This window comes from Streptococcus sp. D2, assembly GCF_006385825.1.
Classification (GTDB): Bacteria; Bacillota; Bacilli; order Lactobacillales; family Streptococcaceae; genus Streptococcus; species Streptococcus shenyangsis.
The window spans coordinates 115017-140937 of the sequence record NZ_VFSI01000001.1 but is presented as its reverse complement, the minus strand read 5'-3'; the positions used below and the strand labels follow the sequence as shown (position 1 = coordinate 140937).

Annotated in this window: 11 protein-coding genes; 10 read left to right on the top strand and 1 reads right to left on the bottom strand. The window is 40.4% G+C overall.

Annotated elements, in window-relative coordinates; all coding sequences use genetic code 11:
• Positions 1 to 134 precede the first annotated feature (134 nt).
• On the bottom strand, positions 135 to 944 hold the full coding sequence (locus FJR73_RS00575; RefSeq protein WP_140832687.1) for a Cof-type HAD-IIB family hydrolase: 810 nt from the start codon (positions 942 to 944) through the stop codon (positions 135 to 137).
• A 146-nt stretch (positions 945 to 1090) separates the two neighbouring features.
• On the opposite strand from FJR73_RS00575, the gene FJR73_RS00570 reads away from it, so the two are divergent.
• From FJR73_RS00570 to FJR73_RS00520, 10 genes are all read left to right on the top strand, one after another.
• A complete protein-coding gene (locus tag FJR73_RS00570; RefSeq protein WP_140832685.1) occupies positions 1091 to 1552 on the top strand; it encodes a MarR family winged helix-turn-helix transcriptional regulator in 462 nt (153 codons plus the stop codon).
• Entirely contained in the window at positions 1545 to 1964 is a 420-nt protein-coding gene (locus FJR73_RS00565; RefSeq protein WP_140832683.1) for an EVE domain-containing protein, read from the top strand. Before FJR73_RS00570 ends, FJR73_RS00565 begins: the two co-directional genes overlap by 8 nt.
• 106 nt (positions 1965 to 2070) lie before the next feature.
• The gene (gene rexB / locus FJR73_RS00560) at positions 2071 to 5346 is read left to right on the top strand and encodes an ATP-dependent nuclease subunit B (RefSeq protein ID WP_140832681.1); all 3276 of its coding nucleotides are present in this window, start codon (positions 2071 to 2073) and stop codon (positions 5344 to 5346) included.
• On the top strand, positions 5343 to 8993 hold the full coding sequence (gene addA, locus FJR73_RS00555; protein ID WP_140832679.1) for a helicase-exonuclease AddAB subunit AddA: 3651 nt from the start codon (positions 5343 to 5345) through the stop codon (positions 8991 to 8993). Before rexB ends, addA begins: the two co-directional genes overlap by 4 nt.
• Before the next feature lie 17 nt (positions 8994 to 9010).
• Positions 9011 to 10189, top strand: a complete 1179-nt coding sequence (locus FJR73_RS00550; protein ID WP_140832677.1) for a hypothetical protein — start codon at positions 9011 to 9013, stop codon at positions 10187 to 10189.
• 242 nt (positions 10190 to 10431) lie between these two features.
• The gene (locus FJR73_RS00545) at positions 10432 to 16251 is read left to right on the top strand and encodes a ZmpA/ZmpB/ZmpC family metallo-endopeptidase (protein ID WP_140832674.1); all 5820 of its coding nucleotides are present in this window, start codon (positions 10432 to 10434) and stop codon (positions 16249 to 16251) included.
• A gap of 41 nt (positions 16252 to 16292) precedes the next feature.
• The gene (locus FJR73_RS00540; protein ID WP_140832673.1) at positions 16293 to 22466 is read left to right on the top strand and encodes an SIALI-17 repeat-containing surface protein; all 6174 of its coding nucleotides are present in this window, start codon (positions 16293 to 16295) and stop codon (positions 22464 to 22466) included.
• 213 nt (positions 22467 to 22679) lie between these two features.
• The gene (gene ylqF / locus FJR73_RS00530; RefSeq protein WP_049540156.1) at positions 22680 to 23531 is read left to right on the top strand and encodes a ribosome biogenesis GTPase YlqF; all 852 of its coding nucleotides are present in this window, start codon (positions 22680 to 22682) and stop codon (positions 23529 to 23531) included.
• Positions 23518 to 24297 carry a ribonuclease HII gene (locus tag FJR73_RS00525; RefSeq protein WP_140832671.1) on the top strand — a complete coding sequence of 260 codons (780 nt, stop codon included), beginning with the start codon at positions 23518 to 23520 and terminating at the stop codon, positions 24295 to 24297. The genes ylqF and FJR73_RS00525 overlap by 14 nt, the downstream gene beginning before the upstream one ends.
• A 16-nt stretch (positions 24298 to 24313) precedes the next feature.
• Positions 24314 to 25864 (top strand): ClC family H(+)/Cl(-) exchange transporter, encoded by a 1551-nt coding sequence (locus FJR73_RS00520; protein WP_140832669.1) that lies wholly within the window; start codon positions 24314 to 24316, stop codon positions 25862 to 25864.
• The last annotated feature ends 57 nt before the right edge of the window (positions 25865 to 25921 follow it).

Below are 25921 nucleotides of genomic sequence, written 5' to 3'. Positions count from 1 at the left end.
TCCTTTTGATTTATTTTGATAACTTTAGTATAAAGCATAGAAATCAAAGAAAGCTCAAGGATTTCTAAAGAGTTTCTAAAGTTTTAGGAATTCTTAAATATCAAAACCCAGTTGATATGAACTGGGCTTTTTTACTATAAAATATATTTCTCAATGGCACGCGCAACGCCGTCTTCTTCGTTGCTTGCTGTAACGACATCCGCAAGAGATTTGACATAATCGCTGGCATTTCCCATTGCAATTCCAAGCCCTGCAAACTGGAGCATTTCAATATCGTTATTGGCATCGCCCATAGCCATGGTTTCTGATGGATCAATTTTCAAAATATCTGCTAGTCGAGAAAGAGCGGTAGCCTTTGTCGTACCAAGTGGCATGGCTTCATAAATGACAGGCTGCGAACGAACGCCACTAAATCGTTGGCAGAGTTCCCCAGCAAAACGCTGCTCAAAATCATCTGTTTGCTCTTTTGTCCCCAAAAACATCCCTTGGAACATACGGTACTTGCCACTAGTCGCTTCCTCAAGAGAAATTTCAGTCAGGTCTGAGAAGACTAGGTCGGCATCATTTTGGATGACTTGATTGGGTTTGCCACCGAGGACAAAATAATGTTCCTCATCAAAAAGAGTCAACTGAACATCACTTTTTTCAGCTAGATCATAGAGGTATTCGATGTCTGCTGAACTGAGTTCTTGCCAATCAACCAAACTCCAATCGCTAGTCTGGTGGGTTGAGCAACCGTTGTTAACAATCACATACTCATTCTGGAGATCAAGCCCCAATTTTTTATAGTAGGGGAGGACACCGAAAAGCGGGCGACCCGTACAAAGAACCAGTTTGACACCTTTTTCAATGGCTTGGTGAATAGCAGTAATGTGAGCTTGTGGGATTTCCTTGGCTTCATTGAGGAGGGTTCCGTCCATATCCAAGGCTAGTAGTTTAATCATAAGACTTCCTTTTCTAGGTGTTTTGCTTTTATTATAGCATATAGAACATAAAATGTCTGACAGAATTGTAACATTCAAGCTCCCTTTTCTTGAAAAATAAAATAAGTTATCTTATAATATGTATACTTAATATTTAAGGAAAAATAATGTCAAAGTATCACTTTAATTCAATTTACAAGAATGATGAAACAGAGTCCACAGGTCTTCTTTTCATCAAAGTCTACAACAAGTGGGAAAGTAATTTAAAAAGAGTTTTAAAATCAGTTGGTCTTACTTTGCCCCAATTTATCGTTTTGACTTCGCTCTTATTTCTGACGAATAGAGAGGAATATGTAACACAAGTTGATATTGCTCGTTTCACAGGTATGGATGTCATGACGGTTTCTCAGATTGTCCGGTTACTAGAGAAGAAAGACTACATTAGACGCGATCAACATCCAAAGGATAGTCGAGCCAAACTGGTTTTAGTGACGAAGTCTGGTGTGGAGAAGGTCAATCAAGCTTTACCCTTAGTAGAAGGGGTTGATGAAGAATTTTTTGAAAAACTTTCTAACGATAGAGAAAGTTTTAATCGCATGTTAGTAGAGTTGGAGGATAAAAATGCCTAGATATTGGGTCGGAATTGTTTCAAAGAATCATGTTTTAAGAGGAGTTGAGGGGAATTTTTGCCAGGTCTGTCATGGAAAGGGCGGCCCCTTAAACCGTATGAAAAAAGGCGATTATCTTTTATACTATAGCCCCAAATACGATATGAATGGTCAAGATAAGTTACAGGCTTTTGTGGCCGTAGGTAAAATTATAGATGACAAAGCCTATCAAGTAGAGCAGTTTGAAGGATTCTTTCCCTTTAGACGAAATGTCGAGTATTATCTACCAGTCAAAGATTGCTCCATAGAAATAGCCAGACAACATCCTGAATGGAAAAACTATACTTCTAGGCTTCGTTATGGGCATTTTGAAGTTTCCAAAGACTTTTTCCTATATATATTTCATCATATGAAAGTGGATGACGAAGCTTGATTGATTTGCTAGTTAAATGATTGTCAACAAGAATTTTGGATTTGGACAGTGAAGCGAACTTTGCTATAATAGAGTAAGAAACTTTGAGAAACCAAACGAGGCTGAGATGAAATTACTGTATACTGATATTCGGACTTCTTTGACAGAAATCTTGACCAGAGAGGCGGAAGAGCTGGTTGCTGCTGGCAAGCGGGTTTTCTACATCGCTCCTAACTCTCTTTCATTTGAAAAGGAATGTGCCGTGCTGGAATGCTTGTCCCAGCAGGCTTCTTTTGCTATTACCGTTACGCGCTTTGCTCAAATGGCTCGTTACCTGGTTTTAAATGACTTGCCTACAAAGACCAGTCTTGATGATATTGGCCTTGGGATGGTCTTTTACAGATGTCTTGCCGAACTTGATCCTAAGGATTTACGTGTTTATGGAGCTATCAAGCAGGATCCTCAATTTATCCAGCAGTTGATTGATCTTTACCACGAGATGACCAAAGCTCAGATGAGTTTTTTGGACTTGGAGAGTTTGACGGATGAGGACAAGAGAGCCGATTTACTCTTGATTTTTGAGAAAGTAACTGCTTATCTCAATCAAGGCCAGTTGGCTCAGGGAAGTCAGTTGTCCCATTTGATTGAGGTTATTGAGAATGACAAAGTTAGTAGTGATTTCACTCAAATCGCCTTGGTTATTGATGGATTTACCCGTTTTTCTGCTGAGGAAGAGCGGATTGTGGACTTACTTCATGGCAAGGGTGTTGAGATTGTTATCGGGGTTTATGCTAGTAAGAAAGCCTATACCAGTCCTTTTAGCGAGGGTAATCTCTACCAAGCCAGTGTGGACTTTCTCCATCATCTATTCTCTAAATACCAAACTCCTGCCCAGGATTATTCTCAAACTCAGGAGCAGATGGATAGTTTTGACAAGGCCTCTCGTTTATTGGAATCGTCCTATGACTTCTCAGAACTTTCCTTAGAAATCGATGATAAGGACCGTGAAAACTTACAAATCTGGTCTTGTTTGACTCAAAAGGAAGAGTTGGAGTTGGTAGCCCGTAGCATCCGTCAGAAATTACATGCCAATCCAGATCTGAGTTACAAGCATTTTCGTATTCTCTTGGGCGATGTAACTTCTTACCAGTTATCGCTGAAAACCATTTTTGACCAGTATCAGATTCCTTTCTATCTTGGTAGAAGCGAATCCATGGCGCATCATCCCTTGACACAGTTTGTCGAGTCTATCTTGGCTTTAAAACGCTACCGTTTTCGTCAGGAGGATTTGATTAACCTTCTCAGAACAGGTTTGTATACGGACCTTAGTCAAGCTGAAATTGATGCTTTTGAGCAATATATCCGCTATCTTGGTATCAATGGCTTGACAGCCTTTCAGCAAACCTTTACCAAATCCCACCATGGAAAATTTAATTTAGAGCAATTAAATGCTCTTCGTCTGCGTATTTTAACACCTCTTGAGACTCTTTTTGCTAGCCGAAAACAAAAGGCTGAAAATCTCTTGCAAAAGTGGAAGGTCTTTCTAAAAGAAGGAGCGGTGCCCAAGCAGTTGCAAGATTTGACAGCTACCATGGAAGTCCTAGAACAAGAAAGACAAGCAGAAGTTTGGAAGACATTCTGTCATGTTTTAGAACAATTTGCGACTGTTTTTGCTGGATCACAGGTTAATCTTGAGGATTTCCTAGCCTTGCTCCATTCTGGAATGAGCCTATCTCAGTATCGCACCATTCCAGCAACAGTGGACACCGTTTTGGTGCAGAGTTATGATTTGATTGCTCCTCTGACAGCTGACTTTGTCTACGCCATTGGGCTGACGCAGGATCATTTACCAAAAATAGCGCAAAACACCAGTCTTTTGACTGATGAAGAAAGACAAAACCTAAACCAAGCGACCGAAGAAGGCGTTCAATTGCTGATTGCCAGCAGTGAAAATCTCAAAAAAAATCGCTATACTATGCTTTCCTTGGTCAATTCTGCTCGTAAAGAGTTGGTCTTGTCGGCTCCAAGCCTTTTTAATGAAAGTGAAAGTAAGGAATCTGCCTATCTTCAAGAGCTGGTCCATTTTGGATTTAGTCGGAAAGAGAAGAGGATGAATCATAAAGGGCTGTCTAAGGAAGATATGGGCTCATATCACAGTCTTTTGTCTAGTCTGGTTGCCTATCACCAGCAGGGCGAGACAAGTGATAGTGAGCAAGATTTGACCTTTGTCAAGGTTCTGGCGCGTGTAATGGGTAAAAAACTAGACCAGCAAGGTTTGGAAAATCCAGCCCTCCTAACCAGTCCAAGTAGCAAGCAGTTGGCTAAGGACACCTTACAAGCTCTCTATCCTGCTGATCAAGAGTTTTACCTATCTACCTCTGGTTTGACAGAGTTTTACCGTAACCAATACAGTTATTTCCTCCGTTATGTTCTAGGCTTGCAGGAGGAATTACGCCTACGTCCTGATGCCCGTAGTCACGGGAATTTCTTGCACCGCATTTTTGAACGTGCCTTGCAGTTGCCTGACGAAGATTCCTTTGACCAACGTTTGGAACAAGCTATCCAAGAAACCAGTCAGGAACGGGAATTTGAAGCTATTTATCAGGAAAGTTTGGAAGCCCAGTTTACCAAGGAAGTTTTGCTTGATGTTGCACGGACGACTGGACATATTCTCCGACACAATCCAGCCATCGAAACCATCAAAGAAGAGGCGAACTTCGGGGGTAAAGAGCAGGCCTTTATTCAATTGGATAATGGGCGCAGTGTCTTTGTACGAGGTAAGGTTGACCGCATTGACCGATTGAAAGCTGATGGGGCGATAGGAGTAGTAGACTACAAATCCAGTCTGACTCAGTTCCAGTTTCCTCATTTCTTTAATGGTCTTAATTCCCAGTTGCCAACTTATCTAGCTGCCTTAAAAAGAGAAGGGGAGCAGAACTTTTTCGGTGCCATGTACTTAGAAATGGCTGAGCCTGTCCAATCTCTGATGGCCGTTAAAAGTCTGGCAGGTGCAGTAGTAGAAGCCAGCAAGTCTATGAAATACCAAGGACTCTTTTTAGAAAAAGAAAGCAGTCATTTGGGCGAATTTTACAACAAAAACAAAGCTAACCAGCTAACAGATGAGGAATTCCAGCTCCTACTGGACTACAATGCCCATCTGTACAAGAAGGCAGCTGAGAAGATTTTAGAAGGTCAGTTCGCCATTAACCCTTATACTGAAAATGGCAGAAGTATTGCACCGTATGTTCAGCAACACCAAGCCATCACAGGCTTTGAAGCCAATTATCACTTGGGTCAAGCTCGTTTCCTAGAAAAGTTGGACTTGGCTGACGGCAAGCGTCTGGTCGGAGAAAAACTCAAGCAAGCTTGGTTTGAAAAAATAAGAGAGGAGTTGAATCGATGAAGCGTATTCCCTTTTTAACTGAGGAGGAGATTCAAAAACTGCAAGAAGTAGAAGCAAATTCGAGCAAGGAACAAAAGAAAACTGCCGAGCAAATCGAAGCTATCTACACTTCTGGTCAGAATATCCTGGTTTCAGCATCGGCTGGTTCTGGTAAAACCTTTGTCATGGCCGAGCGTATTCTGGATCAGTTAGCGCGTGGTGTCGAAATTTCTCAACTCTTTATCTCAACCTTTACCGTCAAGGCTGCGACTGAACTTAAAGAACGTTTGGAGAAAAAAATCAGCCAACAAATCCAAGAAAGCGATGACGTTGACCTCAAACAACACTTGGGTCGTCAGTTGGCAGACATACCCAACGCTGCCATCGGTACCATGGACTCATTTACACAAAAGTTCCTTAGCAAACACGGTTATCTAATTAATATTGCGCCTAATTTCCGTATTTTACAAAACCAAAGCGAGCAACTCCTTCTAAAAAATGAAGTCTTCCATGAGGTCTTTGAAGCCCATTACCAAGGTAAACAAAAAGAGACCTTTAGTCATTTGCTGAAAAATTTTGCTGGGCGTGGCAAGGACGAACGGGGTCTGCGCCAACAGGTCTATAAAATCTATGACTTCCTCCAATCCACCAGCAATCCTCAGAAATGGCTGAGTGAGTCTTTCCTCAAAGGCTTTGAGAAAGCTGATTTTAGCAGTGAAAAAGAAAAACTGACCACACAAATCCAGCAAGCTCTTTGGGACTTGGAAAGTTTCTTCCGTTATCATCTGGATAATGATGCCAAGGAGTTTCCAAAGGCTGCTTATCTAGAAAATGTCCAGTTTATTCTGGATGAAATTGGCTCCTTAAATCAAGAGTCGGATAGTCAGGATTATCAAGCGGTGCTTTCGCGTGTTGTCGCAATTTCGAAAGAGAAAAACGGCCGAGCTCTGACCAATGCGAGTCGTAAGGCTGATCTGAAGCCACTGGCCGATGCCTACAACGAAGAGAGAAAGACCCAGTTTGCTAAACTAGGACAACTGTCAGACCAGATAACCATTCTCGACTATCAAGAACGTTATCATGGAGAGACCTGGGAACTAGCTAAGACTTTCCAAACCTTCATGAGTGATTTTGTGGAAGCTTATCGTCAGCGTAAACGCCAGGAAAATGCCTTTGAATTCGCTGATATCAGCCATTACACCATTGAGATTTTAGAAAATTTCCCGCAAGTTCGTGAAGCTTATCAGGAACGTTTCCACGAAGTCATGGTCGATGAGTATCAAGATACCAATCACATTCAAGAACGGATGTTGGAATTGCTATCTAATGGCAACAATCGCTTTATGGTGGGAGATATCAAGCAATCTATCTATCGTTTTCGTCAGGCAGATCCGCAGATTTTCAATGAGAAATTTCAACGCTATGCGCAAAATCCAAAAGAGGGCAAGCTGATTCTCCTCAAGGAAAATTTCCGTAGTAGTTCAGAAGTGCTGTCAGCAACCAACCATGTCTTTGAACGTCTCATGGACCAAGAGGTCGGCGAAATCAACTATGATAACATGCACCAGCTTGTTTTTGCCAATACTAAACTGACCCCCAATCCAGACAACAAGGCAGAATTTCTCCTCTATGATAAGGACGATACAAGTGAGGAAGAAGATAGTCAAACAGAAACGAAACTAACAGGCGAAATGCGCTTAGTCATCAAGGAGATTCTGAAACTCCACAAGGAACAAGGTGTTGCCTTTAAGGAAATTGCCCTTCTGACCTCTAGTCGCAGTCGTAATGACCAGATTCTCCTCGCCCTGTCTGAGTATGGGATTCCTGTCAAAACTGACGGAGAGCAAAACAATTATCTCCAATCCCTAGAAGTGCAAGTCATGCTAGACACCCTTCGTATCATTCACAATCCTCTTCAAGACTATGCCTTGGTTGCCCTTATGAAGTCTCCAATGTTTGGCTTTGATGAGGACGAGTTAGCACGTTTGTCCCTTCAGAAAGCAGAGGATAAAGTCCAAGAAAATCTCTATGAAAAACTGATCAATGCACAAAAACTGGCAAGTAGTCAAAAAGGCTTGATTCACACGGCTCTAGCTGAGAAACTAAAGCAATTCATGGATATCTTGGCTTCTTGGCGCCTGTATGCCAAAACACACTCCCTCTATGACTTGATTTGGAAGATTTATAACGACCGTTTTTATTATGACTATGTTGGAGCCTTGCCAAATGGTCCTGCTAGACAGGCCAATCTCTATGCCCTAGCACTGCGAGCTGACCAGTTTGAAAAGAGTAATTTCAAGGGCTTGTCACGTTTTATTAGCATGATTGACAAGGTCCTAGAAGCCCAACACGATCTTGCAAGCGTGGCCGTCGCACCGCCAAAAGATGCAGTAGAGCTCATGACCATCCACAAGAGTAAAGGGCTGGAGTTTCCTTACGTCTTTATCCTCAATATGGATCAAGATTTCAACAAGCAAGACTCTATGTCAGAGGTCATTCTCAGCCGTCAGAATGGTCTTGGTGTCAAATACATTGCCAAAATGGAGACAGGAGCAGTGGAAGATCACTATCCTAAAACCATCAAACTCTCCATTCCTAGTCTGACCTATAGACAGAACGAAGAAGAATTACAGCTGGCAAGCTATTCTGAGCAAATGCGTCTACTGTATGTTGCTATGACACGGGCTGAGAAAAAGCTCTATCTTGTCGGTAAAGGTTCTCGTGAAAAGCTGGAAGCCAAAGAATACCCAGCAGCTAAAAATGGAAAACTAAATAGCAACACTAGACTTCAAGCCAAGAATTTCCAAGATTGGATTTGGGCTATCAGTAAAATGTTTGCAAAGGATAATCTCAACTTTAGTTATCGTTTTGTTGGTGAAGATCAGCTGACTAGAGAAGCTATCGGAGAATTGAAAAACAAGAACCCTCTCCAAGATAGCTCCCAAGCAGACAATCGCCAGTCAGAAACCATCAAAGAAGCTCTTGAAATGCTGAAAGAGGTGGAAGTTTATAATACTCTTCACCGCGCAGCCATTGAACTTCCTAGTGTTCAAACCCCAAGTCAAATCAAGAAATTCTACGAACCAGTTATGGGTATGGAAGGTGTCGAGATTGCTGGTCAAGGCCAGTCAGTAGACAAGAAAATTAGCTTTGATCTACCAGATTTTTCAACTAAAGAAAAGGTAACTGGAGCTGAGATTGGTAGTGTTACCCACGAACTCATGCAGAGAATTGACCTCAGTCAGCGACCAACACTTGCTAGCCTGACAGAAACTCTCAAACAAGTTCAAACCAGCACAGCTGTCAGAGACAAGATCGATCTTGCTAAAATTCTTGCATTCTTTGACACAGCACTTGGTCAGGAAATTCTTGCTAATACCAACCATCTCTACCGCGAGCAACCCTTCTCCATGCTCAAACGAGACCAAAAGAGTCAGGAAGACTTCGTTGTCCGTGGTATTCTTGATGGCTATCTACTTTACGAGGATAAAATCGTTCTGTTCGACTATAAGACAGACCGCTATGATGATCCAAGTCAACTCATAGACCGTTATCATGGTCAGTTAGCCCTATACGGAGAGGCTTTGTCTCGAGCCTATTCGATTGAATATATTGAAAAATACTTGATTTTACTTGGTAAAGACGAAGTTCAAGTTGTAAAAGTATAATCTAGAAAGGAGACATCATGACACTTCCAGTTAGAAAATCCCTACACGATGCGGTTTTACAGGCTTCAAAAGCTGATACTTGGGAACAAGCTACCAAGGAATGGAATGAAGTTTCCTTGATTTTTAACGGTATCGGCCGTAGCAATTGTGTCTGTGGGAATGCCATCAAGTACGCCTACGAACTCTTTAATGGTGTCACAGGCCAACGCCTCTTTCCGATTGGTAGCGACTGTGTTCGTCATTTTCATCGATTGACCCTTGACCAGCAACTGGAAGAGGAAGAAAAACTGCTCAGAAAGGTTGAAAATCTGACCAGAAAAGCCCAGAAAAAGGAGAAAATCAAGGTCAATAAAAGTGACTTTGACGAGCGTCTTCTAAAGTGGCTCTGGGAAAAAGGTGTTTTTAAACCCAATCGTGGCAATCAGTTCTCACCTGAGAAAGACTACCAGCTCTTCCTAGAAGTCTTTCAAGGAGGAAGTTGGACCAAGGCGGAGCCAAAGAAAAAGGCTCGGATGGAAGAAGTCCTTGAAAAGTGTATCAAACCCTTTTTACTTGGGAAATCGGATGACCAACTCTACCTTGTCAAACTAGGCAAGGAGAAAATTGACTACGAACAAGAACTCCGTATCCAAGCAGAGAAAGAGCGCAAGAAGAGGGATAAAATCGCCAAGCAGTATGCAGACAATCTGGTTCTAGCAATGGGACCAGCAGAGCGTGCCTATCAAGATTACTTTGGCTTTACAGAAACCCTAACCCAAGAAGAACGCAAGTGGGAGAAAATTCTTTTTGGTAAAAATAGAACAGAAAGGGCTATCAAGGCCAAACAATACCAAAAAGAGCTGGAAAAAGACCAACGAATTGCTGCTCAGGATCCAAGTGAAAGAAAGCAGAAGCAGACCTGGCTCCTCAATTCCTATTTTCGTGAGCTTCCTGAAGAAAAATCCCGATTTGCTCGACTCTTATTAGAATATCGAAAAAGTGGAGAAGTCCCCTTTTCAACTGAATACCTATCCGACCATCTGCTCGACTTTTTCTATAAAATGAAAGCCTTTGAGTTTGAAATCGCACCAGAACAAGTCCGAGATTTTCTAAAAGAAAGTCTCCAGACAGATCATCTCTCCTCAGCACAAGAAAGCTGGATAGAAGGAATTCTCCTCAACTGCCTCAAACCATTTTTAGAACGATTAGTGATATAAGTAGCACCTACCGTGGAAATTTCATGGTAGGTTACATTTTATCCAAAAAGAGAAAATAGGAAATTGCAAACATTATTGCTTGGTATTTTATATATAAAACAAAGTATGAAAACGTAACGCAATTTTAAGACTTTTTGGTAAATTAAGAGTATAATTAAAGTATGTTACCTTTTTATAAGATAACAAGCTAATATAATAAAGTTTGCCTTACATATTTTTAAATTTTATTTCAAGGAGGAATAATGGAAAAGTATTTTGGTGAAAAACAGCAGCGTTTTTCATTTAGAAAATTATCAGTAGGACTTGTATCTGCAACGATTTCAAGTTTATTTTTTGTGTCTGTATTAGCTAGTTCAGCTGTAGAAGCTCAAGAGACTAAAGGTGTTCACTATAAATATGTGACAGAGTCAGAACTATCATCAGAAGAAAAGAAGCAGCTTGTCTATGATATTCCGACATACGTGGAGAATGATGATGAGACTTATTATCTTGTTTATAAATTAAATTCCCAGAATCAATTGGGGGAATTGCCAAATACTGGAAGCAAGAATGAGATGCAAGCCTTAGTTGCTGGTGCTAGCTTAGCAGCTCTGGGAATTTTAATTTTTGCCGTTTCTAAGAAAAAAGTTAAGAATAAAACAGTATTACATTTAGTATTGGTTGCAGGAATAGGAAATGGTGTCTTAGTTTCAGCTCATGCTTTAGAAAATAATCTCTTACTGAATTACAATACTGACTATGAATTAATCTCAGGAGAAAAATTACCTCTTCCTAAAGATATTTCAGGTTACAGATATGTTGGATATATCAAAGAGGGAAACATAACTTCTGAATCTAAAGTAAGTAATCAAGAGAAATCAGTAGCTACTCCTAAAAATCAACAAAAGGTGGATTATAGTGTTACACCGAATTTTGTCGAGAATCCATCAACAGTACAAGCTATGCAGGAACAAACATCTGTTTCTTCAACTAAGCCGACAGAAGTTCAAGTAGTTGAAAAAACTCTCTCTGCAGAATTAACCAATCCAAGAAAAGAAGAGAAACAATCTTCAAATTCTGCCGTTGTAAGCGCAAAAGGCGAACCTGCAACCCAATCTGCCTTACCAGAAGCAGTTGTAACCGACAAAGGGGAGCCTGCAGTTCAACCAGAGTTTCCCGAAGCTGTAGTAACTGACAAAGGTGAACCTGCAGTCCAACCCGTCTTACCAGAGGCTGTAGTAAGTGACAAAGGTGAACCTGCAGTTCAGCCAAAGTTACCAGAAGCAGTTGTAACCGACAAAGGGGAGCCTGCAGTTCAAGCAGAGTTGCCAGAAGCTGTTATAACCGATAAAGGGGAACCTGCAACCCAATCTGCCTTACCAGAAGCTGTAGTAAGTGACAAAGGCGAGCCTGCAGTCCAACCTGCGTTACCAGAAGCAGTTGTAAGCGCCAAAGGTGAGTCGGAAGTTCAACCTGAATTACCAGAAGCAGTTGTAACCGACAAAGGGGAGCCTGCAGTTCAACCAGAGTTGCCAGAAGCTGTTGTAACTGACAAAGGTGAACCTGCAGTCCAACCCGTCTTACCAGAGGCTGTAGTAAGTGACAAAGGTGAACCTGCAGTTCAGCCAAAGTTACCAGAAGCAGTTGTAACCGACAAAGGGGAGCCTGCAGTTCAAGCAGAGTTGCCAGAAGCTGTTATAACCGATAAAGGGGAACCTGCAACCCAATCTGCCTTACCAGAAGCTGTAGTAAGTGACAAAGGCGAGCCTGCAGTCCAACCTGCGTTACCAGAAGCAGTTGTAAGCGCCAAAGGTGAGTCGGAAGTTCAACCTGAATTACCAGAAGCAGTTGTAACCGACAAAGGGGAGCCTGCAGTTCAACCAGAGTTGCCAGAAGCTGTTGTAACCGATAAAGGTGAACCTGCAGTTCAGCCAGAGTTACCAGAAGCAGTTGTAACCGACAAAGGGGAGCCTGCAGTTCAACCAGAGTTTCCCGAAGCTGTAGTAACTGACAAAGGTGAACCTGCAGTCCAACCCGTCTTACCAGAGGCTGTAGTAACCGACAAAGGCGAACCAGAGATTCACCCAGCGTTACCAGAAGCGGTTGTAACTGACAAAGGTGAGCCGGAACAGGTAGATCCACTTCCTGAATATAAGGGGAATATTGAGCAATTAAAACCTGAAACTCCGATTGAGAAGCCGAAAGAAACAGATCCAGAAAAAACACTCGAATTAAGAAATGTTTCGGATATTGAGTTGTACAGCCAGACGAATGGGAATTATAAACAACATATCTCATTGGATGGAATTCCAAAGAATACGGATAATTACTTTGTCAAGGTAAAATCTTCGGCATTTAAAGATGTCTATCTACCAGTCGCTTCAATTACTGAAGAGGAAAGAAATGGTCAGCCAGTTTATAAAATTACAGCTAAGGCTGAGAAACTCCAGCAAGAGCAGAACAATAAATATGTCGACCATTTCACCTTCTACCTCGATAAGAAGTCTAAAGAGGAAAATACAAACTTTACTTCCTTTAGTAATCTGGTCAAAGCTATAAACCAAAATCTCTCTGGAACCTATCATTTAGCAGCTAGCCTGAATGCTAACGAAGTGGAGCTTGGTCCTGATGATAAATCCTATATCAAGGGAACCTTTACTGGTCATTTGATTGGAGAAAAAGATGGTAAGAAGTATGCTATCTATAATTTGAAAAAACCTCTGTTTGAAAACTTGAGTGGTGCTACAGTAGAAAAACTAAGTCTAAAAAATGTTGCTATTTCAGGGAAAAATGATATTGGTTCACTGGCAAATGAAGCTCAGAATAACACAAAGATTAAACAAGTTCATGTCGATGGTGTTCTGGCTGGAGAACGTGGTATCGGTGGATTGCTTGCTAAGGCAGACCAATCAAGCATCGCAGAGAGCAGTTTCAAGGGAAGAATTGTCAATACCTATGAAACAACTGCTGCCTATAATATCGGTGGTCTGATCGGTCATTTGACAGGAAGCAAATCTTCACTGACTAAGTCAAAAGCGACAGTAGCCATTTCATCCAACACCAATAGTTCAGATCAGACTGTTGGTGGGCTAGCAGGTCTAGTAGACCAAGATGCGCATATACAGGATAGCTATGCTGAAGGTGATATCAACAATGTCAAGCACTTTGGTAGAGTTGCGGGTGTGGCTGGATATTTGTGGGATCGAAAGACGAATGAGGAACAGCATGCAGGAAGATTGACCAATGTACTAAGTGATGTCAATGTAACCAACGGGAATGCCATTACCGGTTACCACTACAATGGAATGAAGGTGAAGGACACATTCAGCAGCAAGGCGAACAGAGTATACAATGTCACCTTGGTTAGGGATGAAGTCGTCAGCAAAGAATCCTTTGAAGAAAGAGGAACAATGCTAGATGCTTCTGAAGTGACGAATAAAAAAGCAGAAATCAATCCTCTCACTCCTCCAACAGTGGAGCCCCTTTCAACAAGTGGTAGTAAAGAAAGTGATTTTTCTAAGGTGAAGCATTATCAAGCTAAGCGTGCTTTGGTTTATAAGAACATTGAAAAATTGTTACCTTTCTATAACAAGTCGACCATCGTGAAATACGGAAATCTGGTCAAGGAGAACAGTCTCTTATATCAAAAAGAACTCTTGTCCGCAGTTATGATGAAGGATGACCAAGTAATCACAGATATTGTTTCCAACAAACAGACTGCAAATAAGCTCTTGCTTCACTATCAGGACCATTCATCTGAGAAGCTCGATCTCAAGTACCAGACTGATTTTGCCAAGCTAGCAGAATATAGCTTAGGGGATACAGGACTCCTCTACACTCCAAATCAATTCTTGTATGACCAAGACTCTATCATTAAGCAAGTCTTACCTGACTTACAAAAGGTTGACTATAAGTCGGATGCCATCAGAAAGACACTCGGAATTTCTCCAGATGTCAAGCAAACTGAGCTCTATCTGGAAGACCAGTTCGTCAAAACAAAACAAGATTTGGCAAACAGTTTGAAAAAACTTTTATCAGCAGATGCTGGACTTGCTGGTGACACCCCAGTTACCAGAGGCTATCTTGTAGATAAAATCAAGAACAATAAGGAAGCCTTGCTACTCGGTTTAACTTATTTAGAACGTTGGTATAACTTTAGCTATGGTCAAGTGAATGTCAAAGACCTGGTGATGTATCGTCCAGACTTCTTTGGTAAAGGAAATACTTCACCATTAGATACTCTGATTGAGTTAGGTAAATCTGGCTTTAACAATCTTCTTGCTAAAAACAATGTCGATACTTATGCTATCAGTCTTTCCAGCCATCATGGAACGACAGATTTGTTTAGCACGCTAGAAAATTACCGAAAAGTCTTTTTACCAAACACTAGCAATAATGACTGGTTTAAAAAACAGACCAAAGCTTTCATTGTCGAAGAAAAATCCACTATTGCAGAGGTCAAAGCCAAGCAAGAGCAAGCAGGGACTAAGTATTCTATCGGTGTTTATGACAGAATTACTAGTAGTACTTGGAAATACCGCAATATGGTCTTGCCTCTCCTCACCTTGCCAGAAAGATCTGTATTTGTCATCTCAACCTTGTCTAGCCTAGGATTTGGCGCTTACGATCGCTACCGCAACAGCGATTATAAGGCTGGAGATGAACTCAATAAGTTTGTTGAAGATAATGCACGTGAAACAGCCAAACGTCAGCGAGATCACTATGATTATTGGTATCGTATTTTAGATAAAGAAGGACGTGAAAAGCTCTATCGTACAATTTTACTTTATGATGCCTATAAGTTTGGAGATGATACAACATCTGGAAAAGCTACAGTTGAGGCTCAGTTTGATAGTACTAATCCGGCGATGAAGAATTTCTTTGGTCCAGTGGGGAATAAAGTAGTTCACAATCACCATGGTGCTTATGCAACTGGAGATGGCGTTTACTATATGTCCTATCGTATGTTAGATAAGGATGGAGCTATCACCTATACCCATGAGATGACACATGATTCAGATCAGGATATTTACCTTGGTGGCTATGGTCGAAGAAGTGGCTTAGGACCGGAGTTCTTCGCAAAAGGCTTATTGCAAGCTCCTGATCAACCAAGTGATGCAACCATTACCATCAACTCTATCTTGAAACATAAAACATCAGATAGTACAGAAGGCCAGCGATTGCAAGTACTTGATCCAACTACAAGATTTAATGACGCAGCAGATCTTCAGAACTACGTCCACAATATGTTTGATGTCGTTTACATGTTGGAATATCTCGAAGGGCAATCTATTGTGAAACAGTTAGATGCTTATCAGAAAATGACGGCTCTGAGAAAAATCGAGAATAAATACGTGAAAGATCCTGCAGATGGAAATGAGATTTACGCTACTAACGTTGTACAAAATCTGACAGAAGAAGATGCCAAAAAATTGACTACCTTTGATAGTTTAATTAAAAATAATATCTTGTCAGCTCGTGAATATAAGTCTGGGGAATATGAAAGAAATGGTTACTATACGATTAAACTCTTTGCCCCAATCTATTCGGCTCTGAGCAGTAAGGGAACTCCGGGTGATTTGATGGGACGTAGGATAGCTTATGAACTTTTGGCTGCCAAAGGTTTTAAGGATGGAATGGTACCTTATATCTCAAACCAATACGAGGAAATTGCTAAACAACAAGGGAAAACTATCAATCTTTATGGTAAAGAACGAGGATTGGTGACAGATGATCTTGTTTTGGAAAAGGTATTTGAAGGTAAGTATAAAACTTGGGCAGAATTTAAGACAGCTATGTACCAAGAACGGGTGGGTCAGTTTGGAAACTTGAAAAAGGTGACCTTCAACGATCCAACCAAATCTTGGGCAAGTTTTGCAAGAAAGACGATTCATAGTGTAGAAGAACTGCAACGATTAATGGACGAAGCTGTCCGTAAGGATGCAGATGAGAATCGTTATTCTTGGGACAACTATAATCCAGAATATGATAGTGCAGTTCATAAGTTAAAGAGAGCAGTGTTTAAGGCCTATCTAAATCAAACTGATGATTTTAGAAGTTCAATTTTTGAAAATAAAAAATAGTGTTTACTATTAGGAAATAAAATTAAAGAAGGTGATTACGCTTGTCATTATTTAAAAAAGAACGGTTTTCAATCCGAAAAATCTGTGGGATTGTTGGTTCAGTTTTACTCGGAAGTATCTTGGTCGCACCGTCAGTCATTCATGCTTCTACCTATCATTACATTGAAAAAAGCGCTCTTACAAAGGAAGAACAAAGCAAGATTCAAGCAGGAATTCCTACTGATAATGAGGTAACTTATGCTCTTATTTATCAGCAGGAAACTCTTCCTGCGACAGGTTCATCGACTTCTGTGCTTACAGCTTTAGGTCTATTAGCTGTTGGTAGTTTAGTCCTTTTGGTTCATAAAAAGAAAAAAGTTAGTAGTTTGTTCTTAGTTACTACTATCGGACTGATTAGTCTTTCTAGTATGCAAGCTCTCGATATAAGCAATCCTTTGAAAGCTCCAAGTCATGAAGGAGTAGTTCAAATTGCTGGATATCGTTATATTGGATACTTACCGCTTGATGATGATGCAATTTCAGAAATTCAACATAAGAATGAGGGGACAAAAAATGTTCCAGTATCTGAAATTCAAAGTATCCCTAATGAAGCGCCTAAAGCAGAAAAACCAGAACATACAGCACCAGTTGGTGGTAATCTGGTTGAGCCCGAAGTTCATGAAAAACCAGAGTACACTGCTCCAGTAGGTACAGTTCCAGATGAGGCTCCTAAGGTAGAGAAACCAGAACATACAGCACTAGTTGGTGGTAATCTGGTTGAGCCTGAAGTTCATGAAAAACCAGAATATACTGAACCGATAGGCACAGTGCCTGACGAAGCGCCTAAAGCTGAGAAACCAGAGTACACTCAACCAGTGGGTACAGTGCCTGACGAAGCGCCTAAGGCTGAGAAACCAGAATACACTCAACCTGTGGGTACAGTGCCTGACGAAGCGCCTAAAGCAGAGAAACCAGAATACACTAAACCAGTGGGCACAGTACCTGATGAAGCACCTAAAGCAGAGAAACCAGAATATACAGCACCAGTTGGTGGTAATCTGGTAGAACCTGAGGTTCAACCAGCCTTACCCGAAGCTGTTGTGACTGAAAAAGGAGAACCTGAAGTTCAACCGACATTACCCGAAGCTGTTGTGACTGAAAAAGGAGAACCTGAAGTTCAACCGACATTACCCGAAGCAGTTGTGACTGAAAAAGGAGAACCTGAAGTTCAACCGACCTTACCCGAAGCAGTTGTGACTGAAAAAGGAGAACCTGAAGTTCAACCGACATTACCCGAAGCAGTTGTGACTGAAAAAGGAGAACCTGAAGTTCAACCGACCTTACCCGAAGCTGTTGTGACTGACAAAGGGGAACCTGAGGTTCAACCAGCCTTACCAGAAGCAGTTGTGACTGACAAAGGGGAACCAGAAGTTCAACCGACCTTACCCGAAGCAGTTGTGACTGAAAAAGGAGAACCTGAAGTTCAACCGACATTACCCGAAGCTGTTGTGACTGAAAAAGGAGAACCTGAAGTTCAACCGACCTTACCCGAAGCAGTTGTGACTGACAAAGGGGAACCTGAGGTTCAACCAGCCTTACCAGAAGCAGTTGTGACTGACAAAGGGGAACCAGAAGTTCAGCCAGCCTTACCCGAAGCAGTTGTGACTGACAAAGGGGAACCAGAAGTTCATGAAAAACCAGCATACACTGAACCGGTAGGCACAGTTCCAGAAGAAGCACCCAAGTCCGAGAAGTCAGAATACACGGAATCTGTAGGTACAACACGAGTAGATGAAACAGGAAACTTAATTGATCCGCCGGTTATTGAAATCTCAGAGTATACCGATCCACTAGCTACAGTTCCTGACGTTGCTCCAGAGAGAGAAGAGCTTCCTGCTTTACATACTGATATTCGTACAGAGACTATTCCTAAAACTATCACAGAAGAATCTGATTCTAGCAAATTTATAGGTGATGATTCTATTAAACAAGTTGGTGAGGATGGCGAACGTCAAATTGTTACTAGCTATGAAGAGTTACATGGCAAAAAAATCAGTGACCCAGTTGAAACAGTAACTATTTTGAAAGAAATGAAGCCTGAAATTCTTGTAAAAGGTACCAAAGAAAAGCCCAAAGAAAAAACGGCTCCTGTTTTGACTCTGACCACTGTATCTAAGGATGTTTTAGCTAAGTCTGCTACAATTAACTACAATCTAGAAAATCAAGACAATGCTACAATTACACGCATTGTAGCGACTATCAAAGAAGGTGGAAAAATTGTAAAAACGCTTGATTTAAAAACCGATAACTTATCTCAAGTATTAGAGAACTTAGACTATTACAAAGATTATACGATTTCAACCACTATGACTTATGATGTAGGTAAGGGTGCAGAAGTATCGACTTTGGAAGATAAACCTTTACGCTTAGATTTAAAGAAAGTTGAGTTGAAAGATATTGCAAATACCAGTCTCGTACAAGTAAACGAAAGCGGTGTCGAAAGCGATAGTAATCATTTAACCTCTCTTCCAAGTAATGTTAACAACTATTACTTAAAAGTAACCTCCAGAGAAAACAAAGTGACTCGTTTAGCAATTGATAAGATTGAAGAGGTCATTGAGGAAGGTAAGCAGCTTTACAAGATAACGGCAAAAGCACCTGACTTAGTTCAACGTGATAAAGACGGTAAGTTAAGAGACACTTACACTTATTATCTTGAAAAACCGAGGGCTACCGAGGATAAGGTTTATTACAACTTCCATGATTTAGCAAAAGACATGCAAGCAAATCCTACTGGTGAGTTTAAACTTGGTGCAGATTTGAATGCAGTTAACGTTAAGCCAGCAGGTAAAGCTTATGTTATGGCTAAGTTTAGAGGTACTTTATCAAGTGTAGAGAATCATCAGTACACGATTCATAACTTAGAAAGACCTTTGTTTAATGAGGCTGAAGGTGCTACACTCAAAAACTTTAACTTAGGTAATGTAAATATAAACATGCCTTGGGCTGATAAAGTTGCACCTATTGGTAATATGTTTAAGAAGTCTACACTTGAGAATATCAAAGTAGTAGGTTCAGTAACAGGAAATAACGATGTAACCGGTGCTGTCAATAAGTTAGACGAAGCTAATATGCGCAATGTAGCTTTTATTGGCAAGATTAACAGTCTTGGAGATAAAGGCTGGTGGTCTGGTGGACTTGTCAGCGAAAGTTGGATAAGTAACGTTGATAAAGCTTACGTTGATGCTAAGATTAGTGCCAATAAATCTAAATATGGTGGTTTAATTGGTAAACTAGATCATGGTATTGACTCGATGACAGTAGGTAAAAAAGGATTTCTCCGAAATGCTGTAATAAAAGGTACTATGAATTTGATTCAGCATGGCGAAAGTGGAGGTGTAATTCATAACAACTTTAACTGGGGTGTCATTGAAGATGTCGTAACAATGCTTAAAGTAAATAATGGTGAAATTGTCTATGGTTCACCAGCCTTGAATGATAATGACCAATATTTTGGATTAGATAATATCAAACGTGTAAATTATGTAAATGGTGTTGCAAGTGGTTTATCTTCCTACAAACATTCAAATCGTATTACTGGTATCTCTCAAGAAGAAGCAGATGCTAAAATCGCTAAGATGAATATCACAGCCAACACCTTTACTATTCAAGATCCTGTCGTAAACAAGTTAAATCGTATCATCGATAGAGATTCTGATTATAAAGCTATTCAGGACTATAAAGAGACAAGAGAAGTAGCTTATCGAAACTTGGAAAAATTGCAACCATTTTATAACAAAGAGTGGATTGTAAACCAAGGGAATAAGCTAACAGATGAGTCCAATCTTGTTAAGAAAACCGTTCTGTCTGTAACGGGTATGAAATCAGGGCAGTTTGTAACTGATTTATCGGATATTGATAAGATTATGGTTCACTATGCTGATGGTACAAAAGAAGAGTTAGCTGTAACTGCTAAAACGGACTCTAAAGTAGCTCAAGTAAAAGAGTATGATGTGGCAGGTCAAAACATTGTCTATACTCCAAATATGGTTATGAAGAATCGTAACCAGTTAGCAAGCGGTATTAAAGAGAAGTTAGCTAGTGTTACCTTACTTTCAGATGAAGTTCGTAGCTTGATGGATCAGCGTGATAAACCTTGGAAGAACACACCAGATAAGAAAACTGAGTATATTAAAGGCTTGTATTTCGAAGAAAGCTTTGAAGAAGTAAAAGGAAACTTAGAAAAACTTGTTAGTCAGATTTTAGAAAATGAAGATCATCAGTTAAACGGTGGGGAAGTAGTTGAGCGTGCTTTACTTAAGAAAGTTGAAGATAACAAAGCTAAAATTATGATGGGACTGACTTATCTTAATCGTTACTATGATATCAAATATGGTGATTTGAGTATCAAAGATATTATGATGTTTAAACCTGACTTTTATGGTAAGACACCAAGTGTATTAGATCGTTTGATTCAAATTGGGTCAAGAGAGCATTTCTTAAAAGGTGACCGTACACAAGATGCTTACAAAGAAGTGATTGCTGGTGCAACTGGTAAAGGTGATTTACGTAGCTTCTTAGACTATAACATGCGTTTATTTACAGAAGATAAAGATTTGAATGACTGGTTTATTCATTCTGCGAAAAACGTTTATGTAGTAGAACCTGAAACAAGCACAGAAGTCTTTAAAGATAAGCGTCACCGTGTATTTGATGGTTTAAATAATGATATTCACGGTCGTATGATTTTACCATTGCTCAATTTGAAGAAAGCTCATATATTTATGATTTCTACCTATAACACTTTAGCTTATAGTTCATTTGAGAGATATGGTAAAAATACAGAGGAAGCGAGAGAGTCTTTAAAACCTAAGATTAATTTAGTAGCAAAAGCACAACAAAGATACCTAGACTTTTGGTCTCGTTTAGCTCTTCCGAGTGTACGTGATAAACTCCTTAAGAGTCAAAATATGGTACCGACTCCTGTGTGGGACAGTCAGTGGTATGACGGCATTCCCGATGCAAATCGTCAAGGTTATGGACGAGGTGGTGCAGTGGTATCTCCTATTCGTGAGCTATTCGGCCCGACTGATCGTTGGCATCAAGTAAATGGCGCTATGGGGGCGATGGCTAAGATTTATGGCGACCCGTATAAAGACGATCAAGTATATTTCATGGTTACGAAAATGTTAGACGACTTTGGTATTTCAGCCTTTACCCATGAAACGACTCACGTTAACGATAGAATGGTTTACTACGGAGGTCATAGACACCGTGAAGGTACTGATTTAGAAGCCTTCGCTCAAGGTATGTTACAAACTCCTGATAAGTCTACTCCAAATAGTGAATATGGTGCGCTCGGTATCAATATGGCTTATGAGCGTAAAAATGATGGAGAGCAACTTTATAACTATGACCCAGCTAAGTTAGACAGTCGAGACAAGATTGATAGTTATATGAAAAACTACAATGAGTCTATGATGATGTTGGATTACTTAGAAGCTACTGCTGTTATTAATCAAAAGTTATCTGATAACTCTAAGTGGTTCAAGAAGATGGATAAAGAGTGGCGCACCAATGCGGATAGAAATCGTTTAATTGGAGAACCACACCAGTGGGACAAATTGCGTGACTTGACGGAAGAAGAGAAGAAATTACCAATTGATAGCATTGACAAGTTGGTAGATAATAACTTTGTAACTCTTCATGGTATGCCAAATAACGGTCGCTTCCGTACGGAAGGTTTTGATAGTGCTTATCAAACTGTCAATATGATGGCAGGTATCTTTGGCGGGAATACGAGTCGAAGCACCGTAGGTTCTATTTCCTTTAAACACAATACTTTCCGTATGTGGGGTTACTATGGTTATGAAAATGGCTTTATCCCTTATGTTTCTAACAAGTTAAAAGGTGATGCCAACAGAGAAAATAAAGGGCTTTTAGGTGATGATTTCATTATCAAGAAAGTTTCTAATAATCAATTCCAAAACCTCGAAGAGTGGAAGAAACATTGGTATCATGAAGTGTATGCGAAAGCACAGAAAGGCTTTGTTGAGATTGAAGTAGACGGTTCTAAAATTTCAACTTATGCTCAACTCCAAGACTTATTTAACACTGCTGTTGAGAAAGACTTGAAAGAAGGTGGTTTCAAGCATACCGAAGGTCTCAAGTGGAAAGTTTACAAGAAGTTGTTACAAAACACAGACGGTTTCTTAAATCCGTTGTTTAAAATATAAAGGGGACAAGTTTTTTGATCCCTATGAAAAGTCATCATTTGATGGCTTTTTTCTATTCAGGGAGGTTGAAGGGCTATAGAAGTCATGATATAATATAAAGTAGATTTCTGTATTATAAAACAAAAATTGTTTGAACATCATTCATTTTATGTTCAAGCGATAGTAAAATAAAATAGGGGCTCTAAACCCTTGATACGAAAGGAAAAAAACTCAATGGCTACTATTCAATGGTTTCCTGGTCACATGTCTAAAGCGCGTCGACAGGTGCAGGAAAATTTAAAATTTGTTGATTTTGTGACGATTTTGGTGGATGCACGCTTACCTCTATCTAGTCAAAATCCTATGTTGACCAAGATTGTTGGTGATAAACCAAAACTCTTGATTTTAAACAAGGCAGACTTGGCCGATCCAGCAATAACCAAGGAATGGCGTCAGTATTTTGAATCACAAGGAATTCAGACTCTGGCTATCAACTCTAAAGAACAAGTGACTGTAAAAGTCGTAACAGACGCAGCTAAAAAGCTCATGGTTGATAAGATTGCTCGCCAGAAAGAACGTGGGATTAAGATTGAAACCTTGCGTACCATGATTATCGGTATTCCAAACGCTGGTAAATCAACTCTCATGAACCGCTTAGCTGGTAAGAAGATTGCCGTTGTCGGTAACAAACCAGGTGTGACCAAGGGGCAACAATGGCTCAAAACCAATAAAGACCTGGAAATCTTGGATACACCAGGGATTCTCTGGCCTAAGTTCGAAGACGAAACTGTCGCTCTTAAACTAGCCTTGACTGGAGCTATCAAAGACCAGTTGCTTCCTATGGATGAGGTGACCATTTTTGGTATCAATTATTTCAAAGAACATTATCCAGAAAAGCTGGCTGAACGCTTCAAACAAATGAAAATTGAAGAAGAAGCTCCTGTTATTATTATGGACATGACCCGCGCCCTCGGTTTCAGAGACGACTATGACCGTTTCTACAGTCTCTTCGTGAAGGAAGTCCGTGATGGTAAACTCGGTAACTATACCTTAGATACATTGGAAGACCTCGATGGCGACGATTAAAGAAATAAAAGAACTCCTTGCAACAGTCAAGGATTTAGAAAGCCCTATTTTTTTAGAACTTGAAAAGGATGGTCGCTCTGGAGTTCAAAAGGAAATCAGCAAGCGTAAAAAAGCCATTCAAGCTAAATTAGATGAAAATTTGCGTTTGGAATCCATGCTTTCTTATGAAAAAGAACTTTATAAGCAAGGATTGACCTTAATTGCTGGTGTTGATGAGGTCGGCCGTGGTCCTCTTGCTGGCCCTGTAGTCGCGGCAGCCGTTATTTTACCTCAAAATTGTAAGATTAAAGGTCTCAACGATAGCAAGAAAATTCCTAAAAAGAAGCATCTGGAGATTTTCAAAGCAGTTCAAGACCAAGCCTTGTCAATCGGGATTGGTATCATGGATAATCAGGTCATCGACCAAGTCAATATCTATGAAGCGACCAAACTGGCTATGAAGGAAGCAATCTCCCAACTCAGTCCTCAACCTGAGCACCTTTTGATAGATGCCATGAAGTTGGAATTACCAATTTCACAAACCTCCATCATCAAGGGCGATGCTAATTCTCTCTCGATCGCAGCAGCTTCCATAGTAGCCAAGGTGACACGTGATGAATTGATGAAGGACTACGATCAGCAGTTCCCTGGCTATGATTTTGCTGCTAATGCAGGATATGGAACAGCTAAACATCTGGTAGGACTTGAAAAACTAGGAGTTACCACAATTCATCGAACCAGCTTTGAACCAGTAAAATCACTGGTTTCAAGAGAAAAAGAAAGTTAAGTTAGAAGGAATGATTATGGAGGAACAGTCAGAAACACTCAGTTCCAAGAAAGAATTTGCCTTTGCCTCAAGTACTATATTATCCCAAGTTGGACGAGGAATCCTTGTTGGTCTCGTTGTTGGAATTATCGTTGGATCCTTTCGTTTCTTAATTGAAAAAGGATTCCACCTGATACAAGGATTTTATCAAGATCAAGCGCACCTAGTGCGCAATCTTTTTGTACTGGTTTTATTTTACATACTCATCTGCTGGCTCAGTGCGAAATTAACTCGGTCAGAAAAAGATATCAAAGGCTCAGGAATTCCTCAAGTCGAAGCAGAATTAAAGGGATTGATGAATATCAACTGGTGGAGCGTTCTCTGGAAAAAATATGTGCTAGGTATTCTTGCTATTGCCAGTGGACTCATGCTGGGGCGTGAGGGACCCAGTATTCAACTTGGAGCAGTTGGTGGAAAAGGTATTGCCAAGTGGCTAAAATCTAGTCCGGTAGAGGAACGCTCCCTGATTGCTAGTGGTGCAGCCGCAGGATTAGCCGCAGCATTTAACGCTCCAATAGCAGGTCTCCTCTTTGTTGTAGAAGAAGTCTATCATCATTTTTCGCGCTTTTTCTGGGTTTCCACTCTAGCAGCTAGTCTCGTAGCAAACTTTGTTTCTTTACTCATATTTGGCCTAACGCCCGTACTGGATATGCCAGATAATATCCCTCTCATGACCTTAGATCAGTATTGGATTTACTTGGTTATGGGAATTTTTCTAGGACTTTCTGGATTTCTCTATGAGAAAGCTGTATTAAACGTCGGCAGAGTTTATGATTGGCTTGGTCAAAAAATGCGTTTGGATAGAGCTTATTATCCAATTCTAGCCTTCATTTTCATCATACCAGTCGGAATTTTCTTACCACAAATCCTTGGTGGTGGAAATCAGGTTGTCCTTTCCCTAACTGAGCAAAATTTTAGTTTCCAAGTTCTATTAGCTTACTTTTTGATCCGCTTTGTTTGGAGCATGATTAGTTATGGAAGTGGCCTTCCAGGAGGAATTTTCCTACCAATTTTAGCGCTTGGTTCCTTACTCGGTGCCCTAGTTGGTCTTATTTGCGTCAATCTTGGACTTGTCAGTCAAGAGCAGTTTCCTATATTTGTCATTCTAGGAATGAGTGGCTATTTTGGAGCAATATCTAAGGCCCCCTTAACCGCTATGATACTCGTAACTGAGATGGTAGGAGATATTCGCAATCTCATGCCACTTGGATTAGTCACCTTAGTTGCTTACATCATCATGGATCTGCTCAAGGGGACGCCAGTCTATGAGGCCATGCTTGAAAAAATGCTGCCTGAAGAAGCAACAGATGAAGGAGAAGTCACCCTCATTGAAATTCCTGTATCAGACAAAATCGCTGGAAAACAGGTTCATGAACTCAACCTACCACACAATATTCTTATTACAACCCAAGTCCATAACGGCAAGAGACAAACAGTTAACGGCTCAACCAGAATGTATCTGGGTGATATGATTCACCTAGTGATTCCAAAAAGTGAAATTGGGAAAGTAAAAGATTTGCTGTTATAAACTGTATTTACATAATTTTTATTATGTAATAAATGTATCAAGAATATTTTGTTGATT